Origin of the sequence: Streptomyces sp. NPDC007157, assembly GCF_040634235.1 — a bacterium.
In the GTDB taxonomy this organism is placed as follows: Bacteria; Actinomycetota; Actinomycetes; order Streptomycetales; family Streptomycetaceae; genus Streptomyces.
In genome coordinates, this window is record NZ_JBEYFE010000002.1 from 255517 (window position 1) to 274597 (window position 19081).

21 protein-coding genes are annotated in these 19081 nt (G+C 70.7%); 11 read left to right on the forward strand and 10 right to left on the reverse strand.

Annotation, left to right across the window (positions count from 1 at the left end; translation table 11 throughout):
- Window positions 1-64: 64 nt before the first annotated feature.
- Window positions 65-868 (reverse strand): enoyl-CoA hydratase-related protein, encoded by an 804-nt coding sequence (locus ABZ642_RS04085; protein ID WP_360476716.1) that lies wholly within the window; start codon window positions 866-868, stop codon window positions 65-67.
- A 379-nt stretch (window positions 869-1247) separates the two neighbouring features.
- Here ABZ642_RS04085 and ABZ642_RS04090 point away from each other — a divergent pair, with 379 nt between their 5' ends.
- Entirely contained in the window at window positions 1248-1415 is a 168-nt protein-coding gene (locus tag ABZ642_RS04090) for a DUF3117 domain-containing protein (RefSeq protein ID WP_004950282.1), read from the forward strand.
- A gap of 87 nt (window positions 1416-1502) precedes the next feature.
- Here ABZ642_RS04090 and ABZ642_RS04095 read toward each other — a convergent pair whose 3' ends face one another.
- Window positions 1503-2201: an O-methyltransferase gene (locus ABZ642_RS04095; RefSeq protein ID WP_351745689.1), complete on the reverse strand. Its 699-nt coding sequence runs from the start codon at window positions 2199-2201 to the stop codon at window positions 1503-1505.
- A gap of 235 nt (window positions 2202-2436) precedes the next feature.
- Here ABZ642_RS04095 and sigE point away from each other — a divergent pair, with 235 nt between their 5' ends.
- The 4 genes from sigE (at window position 2437) to ABZ642_RS04115 (ending at window position 5840) form a co-directional block, all read left to right on the forward strand.
- Entirely contained in the window at window positions 2437-3153 is a 717-nt protein-coding gene (gene sigE / locus ABZ642_RS04100; RefSeq protein WP_360476720.1) for an RNA polymerase sigma factor SigE, read from the forward strand.
- On the forward strand, window positions 3150-4109 hold the full coding sequence (locus ABZ642_RS04105; protein WP_360476723.1) for an anti-sigma factor: 960 nt from the start codon (window positions 3150-3152) through the stop codon (window positions 4107-4109). Before sigE ends, ABZ642_RS04105 begins: the two co-directional genes overlap by 4 nt.
- 392 nt (window positions 4110-4501) lie before the next feature.
- The gene (locus ABZ642_RS04110; protein WP_360476726.1) at window positions 4502-4942 is read left to right on the forward strand and encodes a sec-independent translocase; all 441 of its coding nucleotides are present in this window, start codon (window positions 4502-4504) and stop codon (window positions 4940-4942) included.
- 226 nt (window positions 4943-5168) lie between these two features.
- Entirely contained in the window at window positions 5169-5840 is a 672-nt protein-coding gene (locus ABZ642_RS04115) for a hypothetical protein (RefSeq protein WP_360476729.1), read from the forward strand.
- Window positions 5841-6011: 171 nt separating this feature from the next.
- On the opposite strand, the gene ABZ642_RS04120 is transcribed toward ABZ642_RS04115, so the two are convergent.
- From ABZ642_RS04120 to ABZ642_RS04130, 3 genes are read right to left on the reverse strand one after another with little or no spacing between them, the layout of a single operon-like run.
- Complete coding sequence (locus tag ABZ642_RS04120; protein WP_360476732.1) at window positions 6012-7145, reverse strand: Mrp/NBP35 family ATP-binding protein; 1134 nt, start codon at window positions 7143-7145, stop codon at window positions 6012-6014.
- Between the two features lie 43 nt (window positions 7146-7188).
- On the reverse strand, window positions 7189-7776 hold the full coding sequence (locus ABZ642_RS04125; RefSeq protein ID WP_360476735.1) for a DUF1003 domain-containing protein: 588 nt from the start codon (window positions 7774-7776) through the stop codon (window positions 7189-7191).
- A complete protein-coding gene (locus ABZ642_RS04130) occupies window positions 7766-9061 on the reverse strand; it encodes a CBS domain-containing protein (RefSeq protein WP_360476737.1) in 1296 nt (431 codons plus the stop codon). The genes ABZ642_RS04125 and ABZ642_RS04130 overlap by 11 nt, the downstream gene beginning before the upstream one ends.
- A gap of 199 nt (window positions 9062-9260) precedes the next feature.
- Here ABZ642_RS04130 and ABZ642_RS04135 point away from each other — a divergent pair, with 199 nt between their 5' ends.
- Window positions 9261-9992 (forward strand): hypothetical protein, encoded by a 732-nt coding sequence (locus ABZ642_RS04135; RefSeq protein ID WP_360476740.1) that lies wholly within the window; start codon window positions 9261-9263, stop codon window positions 9990-9992.
- 50 nt (window positions 9993-10042) lie between these two features.
- Here the strand turns inward: ABZ642_RS04135 and ABZ642_RS04140 are convergent, their stop codons facing one another.
- Window positions 10043-10555 carry a hypothetical protein gene (locus ABZ642_RS04140; protein WP_360476744.1) on the reverse strand — a complete coding sequence of 171 codons (513 nt, stop codon included), beginning with the start codon at window positions 10553-10555 and terminating at the stop codon, window positions 10043-10045.
- A 10-nt stretch (window positions 10556-10565) separates the two neighbouring features.
- Complete coding sequence (locus ABZ642_RS04145) at window positions 10566-11696, reverse strand: magnesium and cobalt transport protein CorA (protein WP_360476746.1); 1131 nt, start codon at window positions 11694-11696, stop codon at window positions 10566-10568.
- A 485-nt stretch (window positions 11697-12181) separates the two neighbouring features.
- Between ABZ642_RS04145 and ABZ642_RS04150 the strand changes: the two genes are divergently transcribed.
- On the forward strand, window positions 12182-12778 hold the full coding sequence (locus tag ABZ642_RS04150) for a suppressor of fused domain protein (protein ID WP_360476749.1): 597 nt from the start codon (window positions 12182-12184) through the stop codon (window positions 12776-12778).
- Window positions 12779-12821: 43 nt separating this feature from the next.
- Here the strand turns inward: ABZ642_RS04150 and ABZ642_RS04155 are convergent, their stop codons facing one another.
- Window positions 12822-14057 carry an MFS transporter gene (locus ABZ642_RS04155; protein ID WP_360476752.1) on the reverse strand — a complete coding sequence of 412 codons (1236 nt, stop codon included), beginning with the start codon at window positions 14055-14057 and terminating at the stop codon, window positions 12822-12824.
- Between the two features lie 172 nt (window positions 14058-14229).
- Here ABZ642_RS04155 and ABZ642_RS04160 point away from each other — a divergent pair, with 172 nt between their 5' ends.
- The 3 genes from ABZ642_RS04160 (at window position 14230) to ABZ642_RS04170 (ending at window position 16605) form a co-directional block, all read left to right on the forward strand.
- Window positions 14230-14871, forward strand: coding sequence for a DUF6758 family protein (locus ABZ642_RS04160; RefSeq protein ID WP_360476755.1), 642 nt, complete (start codon window positions 14230-14232; stop codon window positions 14869-14871).
- A gap of 132 nt (window positions 14872-15003) precedes the next feature.
- Window positions 15004-15861 (forward strand): PHP domain-containing protein, encoded by an 858-nt coding sequence (locus ABZ642_RS04165; protein ID WP_360476758.1) that lies wholly within the window; start codon window positions 15004-15006, stop codon window positions 15859-15861.
- Between the two features lie 138 nt (window positions 15862-15999).
- Window positions 16000-16605, forward strand: coding sequence for a MarC family protein (locus ABZ642_RS04170; protein WP_360476760.1), 606 nt, complete (start codon window positions 16000-16002; stop codon window positions 16603-16605).
- A 169-nt stretch (window positions 16606-16774) separates the two neighbouring features.
- On the opposite strand, the gene ABZ642_RS04175 is transcribed toward ABZ642_RS04170, so the two are convergent.
- The gene (locus ABZ642_RS04175) at window positions 16775-16927 is read right to left on the reverse strand and encodes a hypothetical protein (RefSeq protein WP_351704745.1); all 153 of its coding nucleotides are present in this window, start codon (window positions 16925-16927) and stop codon (window positions 16775-16777) included.
- Window positions 16928-17088: 161 nt separating this feature from the next.
- Here ABZ642_RS04175 and ABZ642_RS04180 point away from each other — a divergent pair, with 161 nt between their 5' ends.
- Complete coding sequence (locus tag ABZ642_RS04180; RefSeq protein ID WP_360477597.1) at window positions 17089-17991, forward strand: NYN domain-containing protein; 903 nt, start codon at window positions 17089-17091, stop codon at window positions 17989-17991.
- 143 nt (window positions 17992-18134) lie between these two features.
- Here ABZ642_RS04180 and ABZ642_RS04185 read toward each other — a convergent pair whose 3' ends face one another.
- Window positions 18135-19025 carry an alpha/beta hydrolase gene (locus tag ABZ642_RS04185; protein WP_360476764.1) on the reverse strand — a complete coding sequence of 297 codons (891 nt, stop codon included), beginning with the start codon at window positions 19023-19025 and terminating at the stop codon, window positions 18135-18137.
- Between the last annotated feature and the right edge of the window lie 56 nt (window positions 19026-19081).

Sequence of the window (19081 nt, forward strand, 5' to 3'; positions counted from 1 at the left end):
CGACATGCGGCTCCGCCGCGCGGGCGCGCCCGGCCTCCACGCACCCGCGGTTCCCCAACGAGGCTCACCGCCCCAAGTACTTGGGCCTCTCCTTGTTCACGAACGCCTGGACGGCGATCCCGTGGTCCTCGGAGGCCCCGGCCCGGGCCTGCAGCTCGTCCTCCTTGTCCAGCGTCTCGTCGAGGGAGTGCGTGAGCCCGTAGGCGACGGCCTCCTTCAGCGCCGCGTACGCCACGGTCGGTCCTTCGGCCAGTTTCCGGGCGACCTTCTCGGCCTCGTCCCGCAACTCGGCCGAGGGCACCACCTTGTTCGCGATGCCCAGCTCGTACGCGTCCTGCGCGCTGATGCTGCGGGGAAAGAGCAGCAGGTCGGCGGCGCGCCCCGGCCCCACGACCCGCGGCAGCGTCCAGGACACCCCGGAGTCCGCGGTCAGCGCGACCCCCGCGAACGACGTGTTGAAGGCGGCCGTATCGGCGACCACGCGGTAGTCGGCGGCCAGCGCGAACCCGAGACCGGCACCGGCGGCGACGCCGTTCACCCCGGCCACCACCGGCTTCGGCGCCCCGGCCAGCGCCCGCACGATCGGGTTGTAGTGCTCCCGGACCGTCGTCATCGTCTGCCCCGAACCCGACTCCCGGTCCGACGCGAGCAGCGTGATGTGTTCCTTGAGGTCCTGGCCCACGCAGAACGCCCGGTCCCCGGCGGCCGTCAGCAGGATCGCCCGGACGGCCGTGTCGGCCGCCGCCTCCTGCGCGACCTCCCGAAGCGCGACCTTCGTCGCGATGTTCAGCGCGTTCATCGCCTCGGGGCGGTTCAGCGTGATCGTCGCGAGTCCGTCGCTCACCTCGTAGAGCACGGTGTCGGTCATGGTGCGTCCCCTCCGTCGTCTCCGTCGTCGCGGCTGACGTACCGCTCGGTACGTCCGTGTCCGAAGGACAGCATGGCGGAGATCGCCGTCCGAGGACGGGACCCGTCGTGTGACCTGCGTCAAAGAAAACCGGAGCCTACTCGGTCGGCGTAAGGACGTGGGGCGGCGCAGTATCGCAGTCACATCGCCGAATTGGGTGGTTTTGCTCGCGCGCGTTGCCCAAGCGATGCCGACTGATGTTGGTCATCGGGTCCTGAGATGCGGGATAATGGCTTGGAAGCAATGTGTTCGATGCCGGTGCCGCGTGTCCCGCCAGGATCGCGCGTGCCCTCGTGGGCCGTCGGCAGACGATGAGCTGTTTTCAGGAAGGGGAACCAGCATGGCGGCCATGAAGCCGCGGACGGGTGATGGCCCGCTCGAGGTGACCAAGGAGGGGCGGGGCATCGTCATGCGCGTTCCGCTCGAAGGCGGCGGTCGGCTCGTCGTCGAGCTGACCCCTGACGAGGCCGCGGCGCTCGCCGACGCCCTCAAGAACGTTGTCGTCTGAGGCGTCAGCGACCACACCCTTTCGGCCGCCCCGGCACTGTATGCGGTGCCGGGGCGCTGCCGTACCCCCGGTCCTTCCCCGGCGGGGTCAGCGCTTGACGGCGCAGAGCAGTCCGTCGCCCACCGGCAGCAGTGACGGCACCAGCTCCGGGCTCTCCCGGACCGTGCGCAGCAGCTCGCGCAGCCGCAGCACCTCGGTCGGCTGCGGCCCGGAGTCGACCGTGCGGCCGTTGGCGAAGACGCCCTCGAAGACCACCAGGCCACCCGGGCGCAGCAGGCGCAACGATTCAGCGAGATAGTCGGAGTACTCCTGCCGGTCGCCGTCGCAGAACACCAGGTCGTACCCGGCGTCCGCGAGACGGGGAAGTACGTCGAGGGCGCGGCCCGGGATGAAGCGGGCCCGGTTGCTCGCGAAGCCGCAGGCACGGAAGGCCTGCCGGGCGAACTGCTGGTGCTCCGGCTCGGGGTCGACGGTCGTCAGGACACCGTCCGCGCGCATGCCGTGCAGCAGATGCATCCCGGACACCCCGCACCCGGTACCGATCTCGGCGACCGCCTTGGCGTCCACGGAGGCGGCGAGCAGACGCAGCGCGGCACCCGTGCCGGGCGACACCGAGCGCAGCCCTGCGTCGCGGGCCCGGTCACGGGCCCACCGCAGCGCTTCGTCCTCGGCGACAAAGGCGTCGGCGAACGCCCAGCTCGTCTGCCGGTTGCCGGTAATGACCCTCTCCTGTCCCCGTGGTTGCCTGGGCGTGACTGTATCCGTTGGTGCCGGGAACCCGCAGATGGGACCAGGCGTTTAGAGGGGTGGAAGACAGGGCGGGGGGACACGAATGGATCACGATGACGAGACGGTGGTCGAGCAACCGCTGATGCGGCCGGATGAGCCGTACCAGCAGAGATCAAATTCTCGTAAAACCGCTTATCCGGTCCTAACGGGCGAGGTGGCTATGGTAGGGGCTCCACTGGACACCACCAGAGCCGACAGGGGAGGTGCGGCCACACCCGGGGATCGGGGAGGAGTGCTACGGCGCTTCCTCGGATCGGCGGGCAGGCCGAAATCCGTGAACGACACCGCTGCTGACCCCAGCCACGCCGACGTGCTCGCCATGGGCGAGGACCGGACCGCGACCTTCTCCACCGACGCGGACGGGCAGGCATGGACTCCGCCCACGTGGGAGGAGATCGTCAGCACGCACAGCGGCCGCGTCTACCGCCTGGCCTACCGCCTCACCGGCAATCAGCACGACGCCGAGGACCTCACTCAGGAGGTCTTCGTCCGCGTCTTCCGCTCTCTGTCGACCTACTCGCCGGGCACCTTCGAGGGCTGGCTGCACCGCATCACGACCAACCTGTTCCTCGACATGGTCCGGCGCAAGCAGCGCATCCGCTTCGACGCCCTCGGCGAGGACGCGGCCGAGCGCCTGCCCAGCCGCGAGCCCACCCCGTCCCAGGCCTTCAACGACGCGCACTTCGACGCCGACGTGCAGCAGGCCCTGGACACCCTCGCGCCCGAGTTCCGCGCCGCCGTCGTCCTGTGCGACATCGAGGGCCTGTCGTACGAGGAGATCGCCGCGACCCTCGGCGTCAAGCTCGGCACGGTCCGCTCCCGGATCCACCGCGGCCGTTCCCAGCTGCGCAAGGCCCTCGCGCACCGCTCCCCGGAAGCCCGCAAGGCCGAGCGCCGCTCCTTCGTGCCCCGTGTTCCCGCACTGGGAGGAGGGGGCGCGTCCGCGTGAGTGGTTCACGACCGAAACCCGCCGAGCGACAGCTCGCCGAGCAGCACCTGGGAGACCGACTCTCCGCCCTGGTGGACGGAGAGCTCGGCCATGAGTCGCGTGATCGTGTCCTGGCCCACCTGGCGACCTGTGCCAGGTGCAAGGCGGAGGCCGACGCGCAGCGCGCGCTGAAGAACGTCTTCGCGGAGGCCGCCCCGCCCCCGCCCTCCGAGAGTTTCCTGGCCCGCCTCCAGGGGCTGCCCGGGGGTGGCGACACCGACGGTTCGCCGTTCGGTGGGGGAGGCCCTTCGGGACGCCGGTCCGACAGCGGGATCTTCGGCGTGAGCCAGGAGGACCGCTTCGAGTTCGGCTACGTCCCGGCCCACCCGCACGACTCGGCCGTGGCCGCCGGCCGGGGCTTCCGTATCCACCCGGTCGGCCGCCCGGACGCCGACCGCTCCGCCTCGCGCGGCATGCGGTTCGCGTTCGTCGCCGCCGGCGCGGTCTCGCTGGCCGCCGTCGCCCTCGGCGGGGTCACCGCCGGCCTGCCCGGCTCCTCGGCCGCCGACGCCCGCAGCGGCACCGGCGGCGGCAGCGTCGCCCCGGCCGGTACGGCGGGCGCGGGCACCGCGGGCGCCGCCGACGCGCAGCGCCGCCGCTCGCTCTCCCCGCTGCTGTCCTCCGGCACCCTGCTCGGCAGCAGCGCCACGACCGCGGCTCCCACCTCGGTCTCCGCGCCGCTGCTGCCCGGGGTGCCCTCCCCGGCCGCCGGTGAGAAGGCGCTGCGTGAGCTGACCGCACCGGTGCTGGCCGGCGCGGCCGCCGTCTCCCCGCTGATACGGCCGCTGACCGCCAACCCGCCGTTCGCCCTCACCTCGTGGACCAGCACGCCCGAGGCGACCGGCGCCGCCCTGCTCGCCGCACCCGTCCCCGACACGACCTCCGCTCCCTCCCCGTCCTCCCGCGCTCCCCGCTGACCACCTGCTGAACGGCCCGGCACGGTGACCCGCGAACCTGGTGGAGGAGGCCTCCGCGGTCGATGCCGAGGGAGACTTCGCGCTGGAGCCGCCCGCCCCCGGCCGCCGACCGCCCCCAGCGGCCCCGGCACGCTCCCGCAGGCGCCGAGAAACGCCTCTCGCCGGTCCTCGGTTCGGCGGACAGGAACTGACAGAAACGTCACAGCCGGGACCGCACGTGTGCCCCGACTAGGCAAACAACCCGGAAAACCGGTCGTACACACGCGGTCGGACACCTCGGGACGGTACCGGTCGGACAGGTACGCCGGGTACCGTGGACCCGGCCCGGACCACGGAACACCCGCAACAGCGACCGGAGGGCCGAGGACCGAGGACATCGCAAGGAGCTTCAGGTGTTCAATGACATAGGACCACTCGAGCTGGTGACCATCGTCGTGCTCGCCGTGCTCGTCTTCGGTCCGGACAAGCTCCCGAAGGTCATCCAGGACGTGATGCGGACCATCCGCAAGATCCGGGAGTTCTCGGAGAGCGCCAAGGCGGACATCCGCGAGGAACTCGGTCCGGAGTTCAAGGACTTCGAGTTCGAGGATCTCAACCCCAAGAACTTCGTCCGCAAGCACCTGGACAGCGATGAGCTGGGGCTGAAGGAGATCCGTAACGGCTTCGACCTGAAGAAGGAGATGGCCGAGGTCACGGACGCGGTGCACAGCCGCGAGACCGATTCCTCCCCCTCCACGGGTACGGGTTCCGCGGGTGGCCGGATCGACATGACCAAGAAGCCCGAGGACCCCGGCAAGGACGACCGTCCGCCGTTCGACGCGGACGCCACCTGAGCCGTACCGGACACTCCGGCGTGAGCGGCGTACGTGACGCGTTTCATACCGCGTGTACGCCGCTCACGGCTTGATCCCGCCGCCCGCGCGACCCACGCGCCGGGCGGTTTCGCTGCTGGTCCCAGCGGTGTGGATATGCTGCCGAGTTGTTGTGCGGACCGGACGAGTGCGCCCGAAGGGGGGCGGGCCGCCCCGGACCGACGAGAGCTAGGAGGCGTCCGGGCAGATGGAGACGACAAGTCGGGTGGGCGAACATACGCCGGTCGCGGAGAACGGACAGCAGGTCCCCTCCGCCCGTCGCACGGTCGACGGCTACCTGGAGGCGCCCTTCCCCTGGTACGGCCTCGACGAGGCGTTCACAGGGCCGCGCTGGCTCATGCAGGTGGGTACGGCGGCCGACGGCGCGGTGGAGCACGGGTCGATCGGGCACGGCGACGAGCCGTCGGTGCGGAACGAGCATCTGGCCGCGTCCGTCGGTGAGCCGAGAGAGAAGTTCGCGGTGGTCGTGACCGTCGCGGCGAGTCCGTCCCGGCGGAGCGCCGACGGGACGGGGCTGCTGGAGGCCACGTCGGTCTCGTCGGCCGCGTGGCTGGCGGGGGTCGGGCTGCTGTCCTTCACCTGGCCGGGGCAGATGGACCACAGCCTGCGGGACGACTGGCTGGACCAGCAGACCGAGACGGCGTGGCAGCTGGCCGACGAGCTGAGCGGGCCGGAGTGGTCCACGCTCTCGCTGCCGGTGGACGGGGTGGCCACGCCGTTCCACTACCGGGAGTCGGAGTTCGGGTGGGTGCTCGCCGGATCCACGTCGCAGGGGGTGCATGTGGGGGCCTACGGCAGGGGGATGTCCGCGTACGGGCTGGGCTTCGCGATGATCAAGGACATTGCCGCGTACGCATGAGGAAACCGCGTACGCGTGAGGAGAGGGGCGCCGGTGGTGTGTGGCGCCCCTTCGCCGTAGGGGTTGCGGTGCCTGTGCGACCGCGGGTGCGTCGCGGCTGATCGCGCCCGCGCGGCGGAGCCGCATGGGAAACAGCTCCGCGCCCCTGAAGGGGCGCGGAGCCTGGGTCTCTCAGAACTTGTTGCGCGGGGTGATGCCCAGGGACAGGCCCGAGAGGCCTCGCTGCCTGCCTCCCAGCTTGCCCGCGATGCCGCGCAGCGCCGCGCCCGCCGGGCTGTCGGGGTCGGTCAGGACGACCGGCTTGCCCTCGTCGCCGCCCTCGCGGAGGCGGACGTCGATCGGGATGTTGCCGAGGACCGGGACGTTCGCACCCGTCGTGCGGGTGAGGCCGTCGGCGACCAGCTGGCCGCCGCCCGTGCCGAAGACGTCGACCATCTCGCCGCAGTGCGGGCAGGGCAGGCCGGACATGTTCTCGACCACGCCGACGATCTTCTGGTGGGTCTGGACCGCGATGGAGCCGGCCCGCTCGGCGACCTCCGCCGCCGCCTGCTGAGGCGTCGTCACGACGAGGATCTCGGCGTTCGGGACCAGCTGGGCGACCGAGATGGCGATGTCACCCGTGCCGGGCGGGAGGTCGAGCAGCAGGACGTCGAGGTCGCCCCAGTAGACGTCCGCGAGGAACTGCTGGAGAGCGCGGTGCAGCATCGGGCCGCGCCAGACCACCGGGGCGTTGCCCGGGGTGAACATGCCGATCGAGATGACCTTCACGCCGTGCGCCGACGGCGGCATGATCATGTTCTCGACCTGGGTGGGGCGGCCGTCCGCGCCGAGCATGCGGGGGACCGAGTGGCCGTAGATGTCGGCGTCGACGACACCGACCTTGAGTCCGTCGGCGGCCATCGCGGCGGCGAGGTTGACCGTGACCGACGACTTGCCGACACCGCCCTTGCCGGAGGCGACCGCGTAGACCCGGGTGAGGTTGCCCGGTTTCGCGAAGGGCACCTCGCGCTCGGTCTGGCCGCCGCGCAGCGCGGAAGCCAGCTCCTTGCGCTGCTCGTCGCTCATCACGTCCAGGGTGACGTCGACGCGGGTGACACCGTCGACACGGGAGACCGCCTCGGTGACCCGCTTGGTGATCGTGTCCCGCATGGGGCATCCGGAGACCGTCAGGTACACGGTGACCGCGACCGCGCCGTCCTCCCCGATCTCCACCGATTTGACCATCCCCAGTTCGGTGATGGGTCGGTTGATCTCCGGGTCGTTCACCGTCGCCAGTGCCTGGCGCACCGCGTCTTCGCTAGCCATACACACGATGGTACGGCGACGCACAGGGCCCCTATAACGCCCCTCACCGGTCGTCTACGTCACGCCTTGCCGACCGATCTGCCGGGAATACGCCGTGGCCGTCCCGCCGCTCCTCCAAATCCCTGAGCAGGTCCTGCAGCTCGGAGCGGATCCAGTCCCGGGTCGCCACCTCGCCCAGGCCCATGCGGAGCGCGGCGATCTCCCGGGTCAGGTACTCGGTGTCGGCGATGGAACGCTCGTTCTGCTTGCGGTCCTGTTCGAGGTTGACCCGGTCGCGGTCGTCCTGCCTGTTCTGCGCGAGCAGGATCAGCGGGGCCGCGTAGGAGGCCTGGAGGGACAGGACCAGGGTCAGGAAGATGAACGGGTACTCGTCGAAGCGGAATTTCCCGGGCGCCGAGACGTTCCACAGCACCCAGGCGATGATCACGAACGTCATCCAGACGATGAACCGCCCGGTACCCAGAAAACGCGCGATGCGCTCGGAGAGCCGGCCGAAGGCCTCCGGGTCCCACTCGGGCAGGAGCCTGCGGCGCGGTGGGCGCGGCTGGTCCAGACGGGGTCCGCGCGGCCGGGTGGCGGCGGTGGCGCCGGACGGGGTCCGCTCCCGGCTGCCCTCACGCTCAGGTGTCATGGCTCCCCACCCCCTTGTCCTGCTCCTCCTCGTCCAGGTCGAACTCGGTCTCCCGCCAGTCCTCGGGCAGCATGTGGTCCAGGACGTCGTCCACGGTCACCGCGCCCAGCAGCGACCCGGTCTCGTCCACCACGGGTGCCGCGACCATGTCGTACGTGGCGAAGAACCCGGCGATGATCGGCAGCGTGGCCTCGGGGTCGAGCGGTTGCAGGTCGTCGTCGAGGAGCGAACTGACCAGGGTGTACGGGGGGTCGCGCAGCAGGCGCTGGAAGTGGACGGTGCCCAGGTACTTGCCGGTCGGGGTCTCGTCGGGCGGGCGGCAGACGTAGACCTGGGCGGCGAGGGCCGGGGACAGGTCGGGGTTGCGGACCCGGGCGAGGGCGTCGGCGACGGTGGAGTCGGGCCGCACCACGATCGGCTCGGTCGTCATCAGACCGCCGGCGGTGTGCTCCTCGTACGACATCAGCCGCCGCATCTCGGCCGCGTCCGCCGGTTCCATGAGGCTCAGCAGCCGCTCCTTGTCCTCCTCGGGGAGCTCGGCGAGCAGGTCGGCCGCGTCGTCCGGGTCCATGGCCTCCAGGACGTCCGCCGCCCGCTCCTCCTTCAGCTTGCCGAGGATCTCGATCTGGTCGTCCTCGGGAAGCTCTTCGAGTACGTCGGCCAGGCGGTCGTCGTCCAGCGCGGCGGCCACCTCGGCGCGGCGCTTGGCGGAGAGATGGTGCAGCACGTTGGCGAGGTCGGCGGGGTGCAGCTGCTCGAAGGTGGCGAGCAGGCTCTCGGCGCCCTGGCCGTGCTCCTCCAGGGAGAAGCCGGTGACCTGCGACCACTCGACGGTGAGCGACTCGCCCCTGGTCCGCCGGAAGGTGCCCGTGCGGCCCTTGCGGACGAAGACGCGGTCGACCTCCCACTCCCGGCGGGCCTGCCGCTGCTGTGCGCCCAGGTCCAGGACGGTGACCTCCTCGCCGGTCTCGACCAGCTGGACGCGGCGGTCGAGGAGTTCACCGAAGACCAGGCGCTCGGTGGGCCGCTGCTCGAAGCGGCGGACGTTGAGCACGCCGGTGCTGATGACCTGGCCGGACTCGATGCTCGTCACCCGGGTCATGGGCAGGAAGATGCGGCGCCGGGTGGACAGTTCGACGACCAGGCCCAGCAGCCGCGGGGGCTTGCGGCCGACGCGCAGCATGACGACGAGGTCCCTGACGCGTCCCACCTGGTCGCCGTTGGGATCGAAGACGGCGATACCGGCGAGGTGCGAGACGAAGATCCGGGGAGCGCCGGCTGCCATGGGTCCGCTTCCTTTTTATCCCGAAGTACCGCTTGGTGAATTTCCTGTCCTTTTCGCCTGCTCGGTGGGGTTCAGGCTAGCCCGTACCGATCGGATACGCCCTGGTGGGCGGTCCGGACGGACTGGCTCCGCCGGGTGGGTGGGGCACCGGTACGCTGCGGTACGCCGTGCCGGACCCCTCAGAAAGGTGGCCCCGTCCGTGACCGCGATTGCTCCGGGCCGTAGCCGTACTCGCCGCGCCGCACTGGTGACCGCGATGTGCGCGCTGACCCTCCTCACCGCGTGCAGTGAGGATCCGGACGCGGGCACCAACGGGGTGGGCAAGCTGGCCCCGGACGTCATCCAGTCGAAGACCCGCGCGGCGGCGACGTCGGTGGCGACGGTCCGGATGGCGGGGACCGTGGTCACGAGCGGGCGCACCTACCAGCTGGACATGCGGCTGAACGCGCGCGGCGGGACCGGGTCGGTCACGTCGAAGGGCTCGACCTTCCACCTGCTCCGGGTGGGCCGGACGCTGTATCTGCAGGCCGACGCGGACTTCTGGAACCATGCCGACGGGAACGACAGGGGTGCGGCCGGCACCCTCGACGGCAAGTACGTGAAGGTTCCGCAGGGCGACCCTTCGTACAAGAAGTTCAGCGGCTTCACGGACAAGGACCTCCTCCTGTCGGGCCTGCTGACCCTGCACGGCTCCCTCTCGACCGACGGCCACCACGAACAGTCGGGCACCCCCACCATCCGCATCGCCGGCGACGGCGGCTCCGGCGGCACGCTGGACGTCTCGCTCAAGGGCGAGCCGTATCCGCTCCGCCTGGAGCGCGCCGGCGGCGCCGGCACCCTCACCTTCACGGACTGGGGCAGGTCCTTCAGCGTCACCGAGCCGAAAAAGGGCGAGACGGTCGACTACGGCAAGCAACTGCCCGCGTCGTAGGGGGCACCGGGGCGGCGGGCGGGTGGTGCCGGACGTGGCCTGGGGTTGGGCTACTTGGGCTTTCTGCGCCTTGCGAGGAGCTTCGGCAGGCCCGCCGGGATCGGGTGCCGGGTGGTCGCCGGGGACGGCGCCGGAACTTCCGCCAGGCTTCCCGTCGGCAGCGGTGTCGTCGCTCCCGTCGGGCGCAGGCGCAGCACCCGGCATTCCCTCGCCCAGCGGTCCGTCATGGCCTCGCCGTCGGGCGCGTTGAGGCGCTTGCCCTTCAGCTCCGCCACCGCCGCGTCCCATTCGGGGGAGCCGGCGGACAGCTCCGTGACCGTCGCCGTCCAGGTGACCAGCCGACCGCCCTTGTCCTTGCTGCGGACGGTCACCTCGGCCGACCCTCCGTCGGCCAGCCCGGTCAGCGGCTGCTCGCTCCCGTCACCGACCAGGCACACGGCCCCGTCGGCCCAGGCATGCCACACCGCACGCGCGGCCGGCGCCCCGGCGCCCCGGACCCAGATGAGGCCGGACTTCTTCGTGGCCTCCTCGACGAGGGCCTGGCCGAGCAGCTCGCTTGTCATGGCGCCCAGCCTAGAGCCAGCCGTTGCGCTTCAGGGTGCGGTGGATGCCGAGGCAGATGCAGACCGTGATGCCCATGATCACCGGGTAGCCGTACTTCCAGTGCAGCTCCGGCATGTACTTGAAGTTCATGCCGTACACACCGCACACCATCGTCGGTACGGCGATGATCGCGGCCCATGCCGTGATCTTCCGCATGTCCTCGTTCTGCGCCACGGACGCCTGCGCCAGGTTGGCCTGGAGGATCGAGTTGAGGAGTTCGTCGAAGCCGACGACCTGCTCCTGGACGCGGGCGAGGTGGTCGGCGACGTCCCGGAAGTACTTCTGGATGTCGGGGTCGACCAGCCGCATCGGGCGCTCACTGAGCAGCTGCATGGGACGCAGCAGCGGCGACACCGCGCGCTTGAACTCCAGCACCTCGCGCTTCAGTTGGTAGATGCGCGCGGAGTCCACACCACGCGAGACCCCGCCCTTGCGGCCGGGCGAGAAGACCTCGGTCTCCACCTCGTCGATGTCGTCCTGCACGGCGTCGGCGACCGCGACATAGCCGTCGACGACATGGTCCGCGATGGCGTGCAGCACGGCCGAGGGGCCCTTGGCGAGCAGCTCGGGGTCGTCCTGGAGCCGGTGCCGCAGCGCCCGCAGCGAGCCCTGCCCGCCGTGCCGGACGGTGATGAAGAAGTCCCGGCCGGTGAAGCACATCACCTCGCCGGTCTCCACGACCTCGCTGTTGGCGGTGAGCTGGTCGTGCTCGACGTAGTGGATGGTCTTGAAGACGGTGAACAGGGAGTCGTCGTAGCGCTCGAGCTTGGGGCGCTGGTGGGCCTGCACGGCGTCCTCCACCGCCAGCGGGTGCAGCCCGAACTCGCCCGCGATACCGGCGAATTCGGCCTCGGTCGGCTCGTGCAGGCCGATCCACACGAACCCGCCGTCCCGGCGCACCTGGCGCATCGCCTCCTGCGGCGTCAGCGGCTTGGACGTCTGTACGCGCGCCCCGTTGCGGTAGACGGCGCAGTCGACGACGGCCGAGGGCGTACCGGGGTCGCGGGTGGTGTCGTAGGCGCCGGTCTCGGCACGCGGGCTCTTGCGCAGGGAGGGGCGGGTCGGGCGGACCACGGCACGGAGGTCGCGGATCATCGACATGGGCAGGCTCCTTCGCGACAGGCAGCGGAAGACCGCGGCGACGGGTGGAACTACCCGGAATGGGGACGTCCTGACTGCGGATGTTTGGCACGTCCACAAAGCGGGGAGCACCGCACCGTTGCGGTGGCGACTTCGCTACTGACTCGGATCAGACGAACGGATCCAGACAGATCCCGAGCGGACCGGTCAGAGGGATCAGGCAAGCGAAAACAACGTGCTCTTCCGAACGACAACGCGAACGTGAAGGCGGCAGCCGACCAGTAGACGAAATCAGAAGGCGGAAGAGCGAGTGGTACTGCACGGGTGACTTCGATCCATGACAGCCCCACCTCCTCCAGCCGGTCCCTCGTAAGGGAGTCCTCGTGGCGTCAGGGTCTGACCGCGACGCTCTGCGTGCTGCCCCGAACCACCGCGGTCAGAGTAGCAGTAGCCCCTAGTGTCAAGGCGCTGCTTTGCCCGGTACTGACGAGTTCTATGCTCACGACATGGCTGATGTTCTTCCTCTGGTCGAGGCCCGGTTGACCACCGCACTGGGCGAACCGGACGCGCGCGCGGCGGTCACCTTCCTCGGCACGGACCGCATCGAGGTGCTCCGCTTCCAGGAGGATCTCCAGGGCGAGAACGTCCTGCGCTATGCCACCCTCGGCATGTCGGCGCACCCCATGACCGACCCCACGGCGACGCTCGCGGACCCCGTCAAGGGACCCCGCGCCGAACTGGTCCTGTCGGTCCGCGCCGGGCTCGCCGAGACCGACAAGGTACTCCGCGCACTGGCTGTCCTCGCCGCGTCTCCGCAGGTGGAGGGCCTGATCGTGGCGCCGGGCGCGTCGCTGGACGTCGGCGAGCCGCTGTGGCCCGGCGCTTCCTTCACCTCGGTCCTGGTCGGCGAGCCGGGCGGTCTCGTCGAGGATCTGGCGCTGGATGAGCCGCTTGATCCCGTGCGGTTCCTGCCGCTGCTGCCGATGACCCCGAACGAGGCGGCCTGGAAACGCGTGCACGGCGCGCAGGCCCTCCAGGAGCGCTGGCTGGCCAACGGGACGGACCTCCGGGACCCGCACCGCAGGTCCGTCACGCTGGACTGACGCGCGAGGGTGAGCAAGCTCACCAAGCGCCATTCGGAAACGGTCAGTTGGCGAACACGCTGACGCCGTCCTCCGTGGCGTGCGACGGCGCCGACTCCGCCGCCTCGTGCGCGAGCGCGTTCCGTCGCACGAGAACCACCACCGCGCCCAGCACGGCGGTGACCGCCGCCACCACGAACGGGATGTGGATGTCGGTCCACTCCTCGATCTTCGGCGCGAAGTAGGGGGCGGCCGCGGCGGCGAACCAGCGGACGAAGTTGTAACCCGCGCTCGCCACCGGGCGGGGCGCGTCCGACACGCCGAGGGCCAGTTCGGTGTAGACGGTGTTGTTCACGCCGATGAACGCGCCGGACAGGATCGTGCAGACGATCGCGGCGGTGTGACCGCCGTAGCCGAGCACGACGACGTCCACGGCGAGCAGCACGAGTGAGCCGCCCAGCACCTTCAGCGAGCCGAAGCGCCGCTGCAGGCGCGGGGCCACCACCACCGAGAAGAACGCGAGCAGCACACCCCAGGCGAAGAACACGGCACCCGAGCGGTACGGGGTCATGTCCAGCACGAACGGGGTGAAGGCCAGCACGGTGAAGAACGTGTAGTTGTAGAAGAACGCCGAGGCGGCGACGGAGGCCAGGCCGCCGTGGCCGAGCGCCCGGATCGGGTCCAGGACCGAGGTCCTGCGGGCGGGCCTGGGCTGCTCCTTCAGGAACGCGGTGATGCACAGGAAGCCGACCGCCATCAGGGTGGCCGTACCGAAGAAGGGGTAGCGCCAGCTGATGTTGCCGAGCACCGCGCCCAGCAGCGGGCCGCACGCCATGCCGAGGCCGAGCGCGGACTCGTAGAGCAGGATCGCCGCCGCGCTGCCGCCGGCCGCCGCGCCCACGATGACCGCGAGCGCGGTCGAGACGAACAGGGCGTTGCCGAGGCCCCAGCCGGCCCGGAAACCGACGAGCTGGCCGACGGTGTCCGACGTGCCGGCGAGGCCCGCGAAGACGACCACGAACGCGAGGCCGAGCAGTAGGGTCCCGCGGCCGCCGATCCGGCTGGAGACGAAGCCGGTGAGCAGCATCGCCACGGCGGTGATCAGGAAGTACGAGGTGAAGAGCAGGGAGACCTGGCTGGTGGTGGCGTCCAGGCCCTTGGCTATGGAGGGCAGGATCGGGTCGACCAGCCCGATGCCCATGAAGGCGACGACGGACGCGCCGGCCGTCGCCCATACGGCCTTCGGCTGCCGCAGGATGCTGCCCGTCCCCGCGTCGAACGGTTCTGCTGACTCCGCCATGCGCTTCCTCCGCCGTTCTCGGCTGCTCACGTCGATTTGGTTGGTGTATACACATAGTAAGTTAGGGCGGCTAATTAATGCAAGATACATCTAACTCCACCCGGTGACCGGTTCCGTCCGGACGGGTGATCGTCCTTGACGTGGGGGATTCCGGGTAGGACCGTGGGGCCCTATGAGGGGCGAACCCAGTTGCCCGAAGTGCGGTGGCCGGGTCAGGGCTCCCGGCCTCTTCGCCGACACCTGGCAGTGCGAGGTGCACGGGACCGTGCATCCGGTACAGCCCGTGATCCCGCCCAGCGTCGAGGCCCTCGATGTCGTGGTGCACCGCACCCAGGTGCCGGTGTGGATGCCCTGGCCGCTGCCGGTCGGCTGGCTGTTCACAGGTGTGGCCTGCGCCGGTGACGACCGCAGTGGTGGACGCGCGACCGCCGTCGCCTGCTCCGGACCCGCGCCGCTCGGCGGCATAGGGGAGATGATCCTGGTCGCCGAGGAACTGGGAGTCGGCCTCGGCGCGCGCTACGCCGGCATCGACGGACCGGATCCGGGCCCGTCGATGGACGTGGAGAAGCCGCCGCAGGCGAAGGTGCTCGCCGCCGGGCGGCCGACGCCGCTGTGGCATGTGCCGGGAGCGCCGGACGACAGGGCCGTCTTCGCGGGCGAGGCCCGGGGGATGTGGCTCTGGGCGGTGGTGTGGCCCGAGCAGACCGGGTTGCTGATGTACGACGAACTGGTGCTCACGGATCTGCGGGACGCGGGCGCGGAGGTGGACCTGGTGCCCTGCGGGGCGTTGTCGCCGCGTCTGCTGGAGCCCTAGTGCGTGGAAGCAGGGGTTGCCTGTGACCTGCCTGTACGGGGCACCCCCGGCTTTCGGGTGTGACAGGGCATCCGCGTCCGGCCGCTATCCTTGACGAGTCCCTTCCGTCCCGTCCCGCCTGGAGTCCGCGTCGTGCGTATCGATCTGCACAGCCACTCCACCGCCTCCGACGGTACGGACAGCCCGGCCGAGCTGGTGCGGAACGCCGCCGCTGCCGGGCTCGACGTCGTCGCGCTGACCGACCACGACACCACCCGGGGCCACGCCGAGGCCGTCGCCGCGCTGCCCGAGGGGCTCACCCTGGTCACCGGGGCCGAGCTGTCCTGTCGTATCGACGGCGTCTCCATGCACATGCTGGCCTACCTCTTCGACCCCGAGGAGCCCGATCTGCTCGCCGAGCGCGAGCTGGTCCGCGACGACCGGGTGCCGCGGGCCCAGGGCATGGTCGCCAAGCTGAACGAGCTGGGCGTGCCGGTCACCTGGGAGCAGGTGAGGCGGATCGCCGGCGACGGTTCCGTGGGGCGGCCGCATGTCGCCTCCGCGCTGGTCGAGCTGGGTGTCGTACCGACCGTGAGCGACGCGTTCACGCGGGAGTGGCTGGCCGACGGCGGCCGTGCCTTCGTGGAGAAGCACGAGACCGACCCCTTCGCGGTGATCCGACTGGTCAAGCAGGCCGGCGGGGTGTGCGTGTTCGCGCATCCGGCGGCCGCCGAGCGCGGGCGTACGGTGCCCGAGTCGGCGATCGCCGAGCTGGCCGTGGCCGGCCTCGACGGCATCGAGGTCGACCACATGGACCACGACGCCGACACCCGGGTCCGGCTGCACGGGCTGGCCGCGGAGCTGGGGCTGCTGGTCACCGGGTCCTCGGACTACCACGGCAGCCGCAAGACGGTGGCGCTGGGCGAGTACACGACCGACCCCGAGGTGTACGGGGAGATCACACGCCGTGCCACCGGCGCGTTCCCCGTCCCGGGGACCGGCGGACGCTGAGGCTCACCCCCGTTCCCGAATTCCCCGCGCGACAGATCGGGCCCGCCCTTCTCCGGGATGGGCTCGCCGGCGCGTGGTGACCCCCATCGCCCTGCGGCACCACCCCCCGCAGCGCCGACCTAGGCACAAGGCTCACGCATGTTCGACGTCGCCGTCTTCGGCTCCCTCTTCCTGACCCTGTTCGTCATCATGGATCCCCCTGGGATCACCCCGATCTTCCTCGCCCTCACCTCCGGCCGGCCCGGCAAGGTGCAGCGGCGGATGGCCTTCCAGGCCGTCTGCGTGGCCGGCGGGGTGATCACCGTCTTCGGGCTCCTGGGCCACCAGATCCTCGACTACCTGCATGTCTCGGTGCCCGCGCTGATGATCGCGGGCGGGCTGCTGCTCCTGCTGATCGCCCTCGACCTGCTCACCGGCAAGAACGACGAGCCGAAGCAGACCAAGGACGTCAACGTGGCGCTGGTGCCCCTGGGCATGCCGCTGCTGGCGGGGCCCGGCGCGATCGTGTCGGTCATCCTCGCCGTGCAGAGGGCGGACAGCGTCTCCGCCCAGGTGTCCGTGTGGGCCGCGATCCTGGCCATCCATGTCGTGCTGTGGCTGGTGATGCGGTACTCGCTGCTGATCATCCGGGTCATCAAGGACGGCGGTGTGGTGCTGGTGACACGGCTCGCGGGCATGATGCTCTCCGCGATCGCCGTACAGCAGATCATCAACGGCGTCACCCAGGTGATCAAGGGCGCGTAGCCGGGCGGGCGAGGGCGCGTAGCCGGGCGGGCGGACAGACGCGGAGCCCCCGTACGGCGTCGTACCGTACGGGGGCTCCGAAGACTCTGCGGTGTTCCGCGCGTCAGTGTGTCTCGTGGTGCGTCGTGGCTCGGGTCTCGTATCCCTTACGAGGCCTGGTTCTCGTCTCTTACGAAGCCTGGTTCTCGGCCGGTCGGATCCACAGCCGCTGCCCGATGGCGGCGGCCTGCTGGACGATCCTGTTGACGGAGGCGGCGTCCACGACGGTGCAGTCCACGGTGGTGCCGTCGACTTCGTCCAGTCGCCTGATCTCGAAGCGCATCTGCCTCTCCCTTCGTCTTGTGTTCCTCCGAGTCAACGGCTTGCGTGTTACAAACATTCCCTTGGCTAAAGAAAATTTTCGAACGCCTAATTACCGACCGGTAAGAGTCGTCCGGGAGACTGACCGGGACCGGTTGTGTTCGCTGCGTGACCGCCGGGACAATGGAGGCGATGAACGACGACCTCGCCGCCCTTCGGGCCCGCATCGATCGCACGAACGAGCTGCTCACCCGCATGCTCGCCGAAGTGGCGAAGACACCTTCGACACACGCGATCTTCGTCGACGCGGGCTACCTCTACGCGGCCACGGGCCGGCTCGTCGCCGGGACGGAGGACCGTCGCGCCTTCGACCTCGACGCCGAGGGGCTGATCGAGGCACTCATCGACAAGGCACGCCAGATCTTCGCGGACAGCCGGCTGCTGCGCGTCTACTGGTACGACGGCGCCCGCCGCCGCATCCACACCGCCGAGCAGCAGACCATCGCCGAACTGCCCGACGTCAAGGTCCGGCTCGGCAACCTCAACGCCAACAACCAGCAGAAGGGCGTCGACTCCCTGATCCGTACGGACCTCGAGTCACTCGCCCGGCACCGCGCCATCAGCGACGCGGCCCTGCTCGGCGGCGACGAGGACCTGGTCTCGGCGGTCGAGGCGGCCCAGGGCTACGGCGCCCGTGTCCACCTGTGGGGCATCGAGGCACCCGAGGGCCGTAACCAGGCCGAGCCGCTGCTCTGGGAGGTCGACAGCCAGCGCACCCTCGACCTCGAGTTCTTCAAGCCGTACGTCGCCCGGCGCACCGCCCACGCCTACGAGACCGGCGGCACCAGGCCCAGCCGGGAGGACGTCCGTTTCGTCGGCGCGCAGATCGCCGCGAAGTGGCTGTCCTCGCGGGGCAGGGAGGCGCTCGTCGAGCTGCTGCCCGGCCATCCCTACCTGCCGGGCCCGGTCGACCAGGACCTCCTCGTCGAGGCCGAGGGCCTGCTCCAGTACTCCCTGCGCGGCCAGGCCGACCTGCGCCGAGCCCTCCGGGACGGCTTCTGGGAGCACCTTCAGACGCAGTACTAGCCGTTCGCGACCAGGACCATTCCGGCGGACCAGATCACGGGAAATCAGCGGTGCCGCACCTCGCGTCTGCGGCCGGCTCGGCACCCCCGCGTCCGCGGCCGGCTCCGCACCCCGCGTACGCGGCGTGATCCGTGGGGCGCGCTCTATCCCTGCACGCCGTCCCAGAAGGCGGCGATCGCCTCGGCGGTGGGGGCCGGTCGGTCGGTGTTCGGGGAGTGCTCGGCACCCGCGACGACCGTCCGGTGCGCGCGCAGCCGTAGCGCCATCTCGTCCAGCAGCGGCAGCGGCCAGGTGTCGTCCCGCGCCCCCGACAGCACATGGAACGGCAGCGGTACGGCGGCGAGTTCGTCGACTCGGTCCGGCTCGGTGCACAGCTGGCGTCCGGCGGCGAGGAGTTCGGCCGGCTTGTTGCCCAGCCAGCGGCGCCGCAGATCCTCCTGGTCCGCCCGATACGCCGCATGCTCCTCCGGGTCGCCCTCGGCCAGCTCCTCCGGCGCCTCCATGGCCTGCATGGCCTCCCACACCTCGGCCATCGGCAGCACCGCGAGCGCGTCCCGCAACAGCTTCACCCGCTGCTGCTGGGGGACGGAGATCTGCGCCGGGCCCGAGGACATCAGCGTCAGCGAGCGGAACGGGGTGTGGTCGAGGAGCACGGCCGCGCGCGCGATCTGACCGCCGAGGGAGTGCCCCAGCAGATGCACGGGCCGGCCGTCGCCGACCGCGGCCGCCTGCGCGAGCACGTCCCGGGCCAACTCCTCCTGGGCGTAGGCCGATTCGTCGTCCTCGGGGCCGTCCGACTCGAACTGCCCACGCCCGTCCACGGCGACGGTCCGGTACCCGCGCGCGCCCAGCGCCTCGTGCAGCGGGTTGAAGTCCTCCTTGCTGCCGGTGAACCCGGGCAGCAGCAGCGCGGTCCCCTTGGGCTCGGTCCCGGCGGCCGCGGGCGCGTCGACGACGGCGAACTTCCCCCGCTCGGTGGCGAGCGCGTACGCACGCGCACCGACGGGCGGGACAAAGGTACGAGGCCTGCTCATGGGGAGAGGTTATCCGCCGCACCGCGACGCCCCGGAAGCCGGCGGATGAATCCCGC

Coding starts and splice junctions, on each gene's coding strand:
- ABZ642_RS04160 (WP_360476755.1), top strand. CDS start 14,230: ATGAGGGGCGAACCCAGTTGCCCGAAGTGCGGTGGCCGGGTCAGGGCT.
- ABZ642_RS04175 (WP_351704745.1), bottom strand. CDS start 16,927: ATGCGCTTCGAGATCAGGCGACTGGACGAAGTCGACGGCACCACCGTG.
- ABZ642_RS04090 (WP_004950282.1), top strand. CDS start 1,248: ATGGCGGCCATGAAGCCGCGGACGGGTGATGGCCCGCTCGAGGTGACC.
- ABZ642_RS04180 (WP_360477597.1), top strand. CDS start 17,089: ATGGAGGCGATGAACGACGACCTCGCCGCCCTTCGGGCCCGCATCGAT.
- ABZ642_RS04120 (WP_360476732.1), bottom strand. CDS start 7,145: ATGGCTAGCGAAGACGCGGTGCGCCAGGCACTGGCGACGGTGAACGAC.
- ABZ642_RS04155 (WP_360476752.1), bottom strand. CDS start 14,057: ATGGCGGAGTCAGCAGAACCGTTCGACGCGGGGACGGGCAGCATCCTG.
- ABZ642_RS04150 (WP_360476749.1), top strand. CDS start 12,182: ATGGCTGATGTTCTTCCTCTGGTCGAGGCCCGGTTGACCACCGCACTG.
- ABZ642_RS04185 (WP_360476764.1), bottom strand. CDS start 19,025: ATGAGCAGGCCTCGTACCTTTGTCCCGCCCGTCGGTGCGCGTGCGTAC.
- ABZ642_RS04140 (WP_360476744.1), bottom strand. CDS start 10,555: ATGACAAGCGAGCTGCTCGGCCAGGCCCTCGTCGAGGAGGCCACGAAG.
- ABZ642_RS04145 (WP_360476746.1), bottom strand. CDS start 11,696: ATGTCGATGATCCGCGACCTCCGTGCCGTGGTCCGCCCGACCCGCCCC.
- ABZ642_RS04170 (WP_360476760.1), top strand. CDS start 16,000: ATGTTCGACGTCGCCGTCTTCGGCTCCCTCTTCCTGACCCTGTTCGTC.
- ABZ642_RS04125 (WP_360476735.1), bottom strand. CDS start 7,776: ATGACACCTGAGCGTGAGGGCAGCCGGGAGCGGACCCCGTCCGGCGCC.
- ABZ642_RS04115 (WP_360476729.1), top strand. CDS start 5,169: ATGGAGACGACAAGTCGGGTGGGCGAACATACGCCGGTCGCGGAGAAC.
- ABZ642_RS04085 (WP_360476716.1), bottom strand. CDS start 868: ATGACCGACACCGTGCTCTACGAGGTGAGCGACGGACTCGCGACGATC.
- ABZ642_RS04130 (WP_360476737.1), bottom strand. CDS start 9,061: ATGGCAGCCGGCGCTCCCCGGATCTTCGTCTCGCACCTCGCCGGTATC.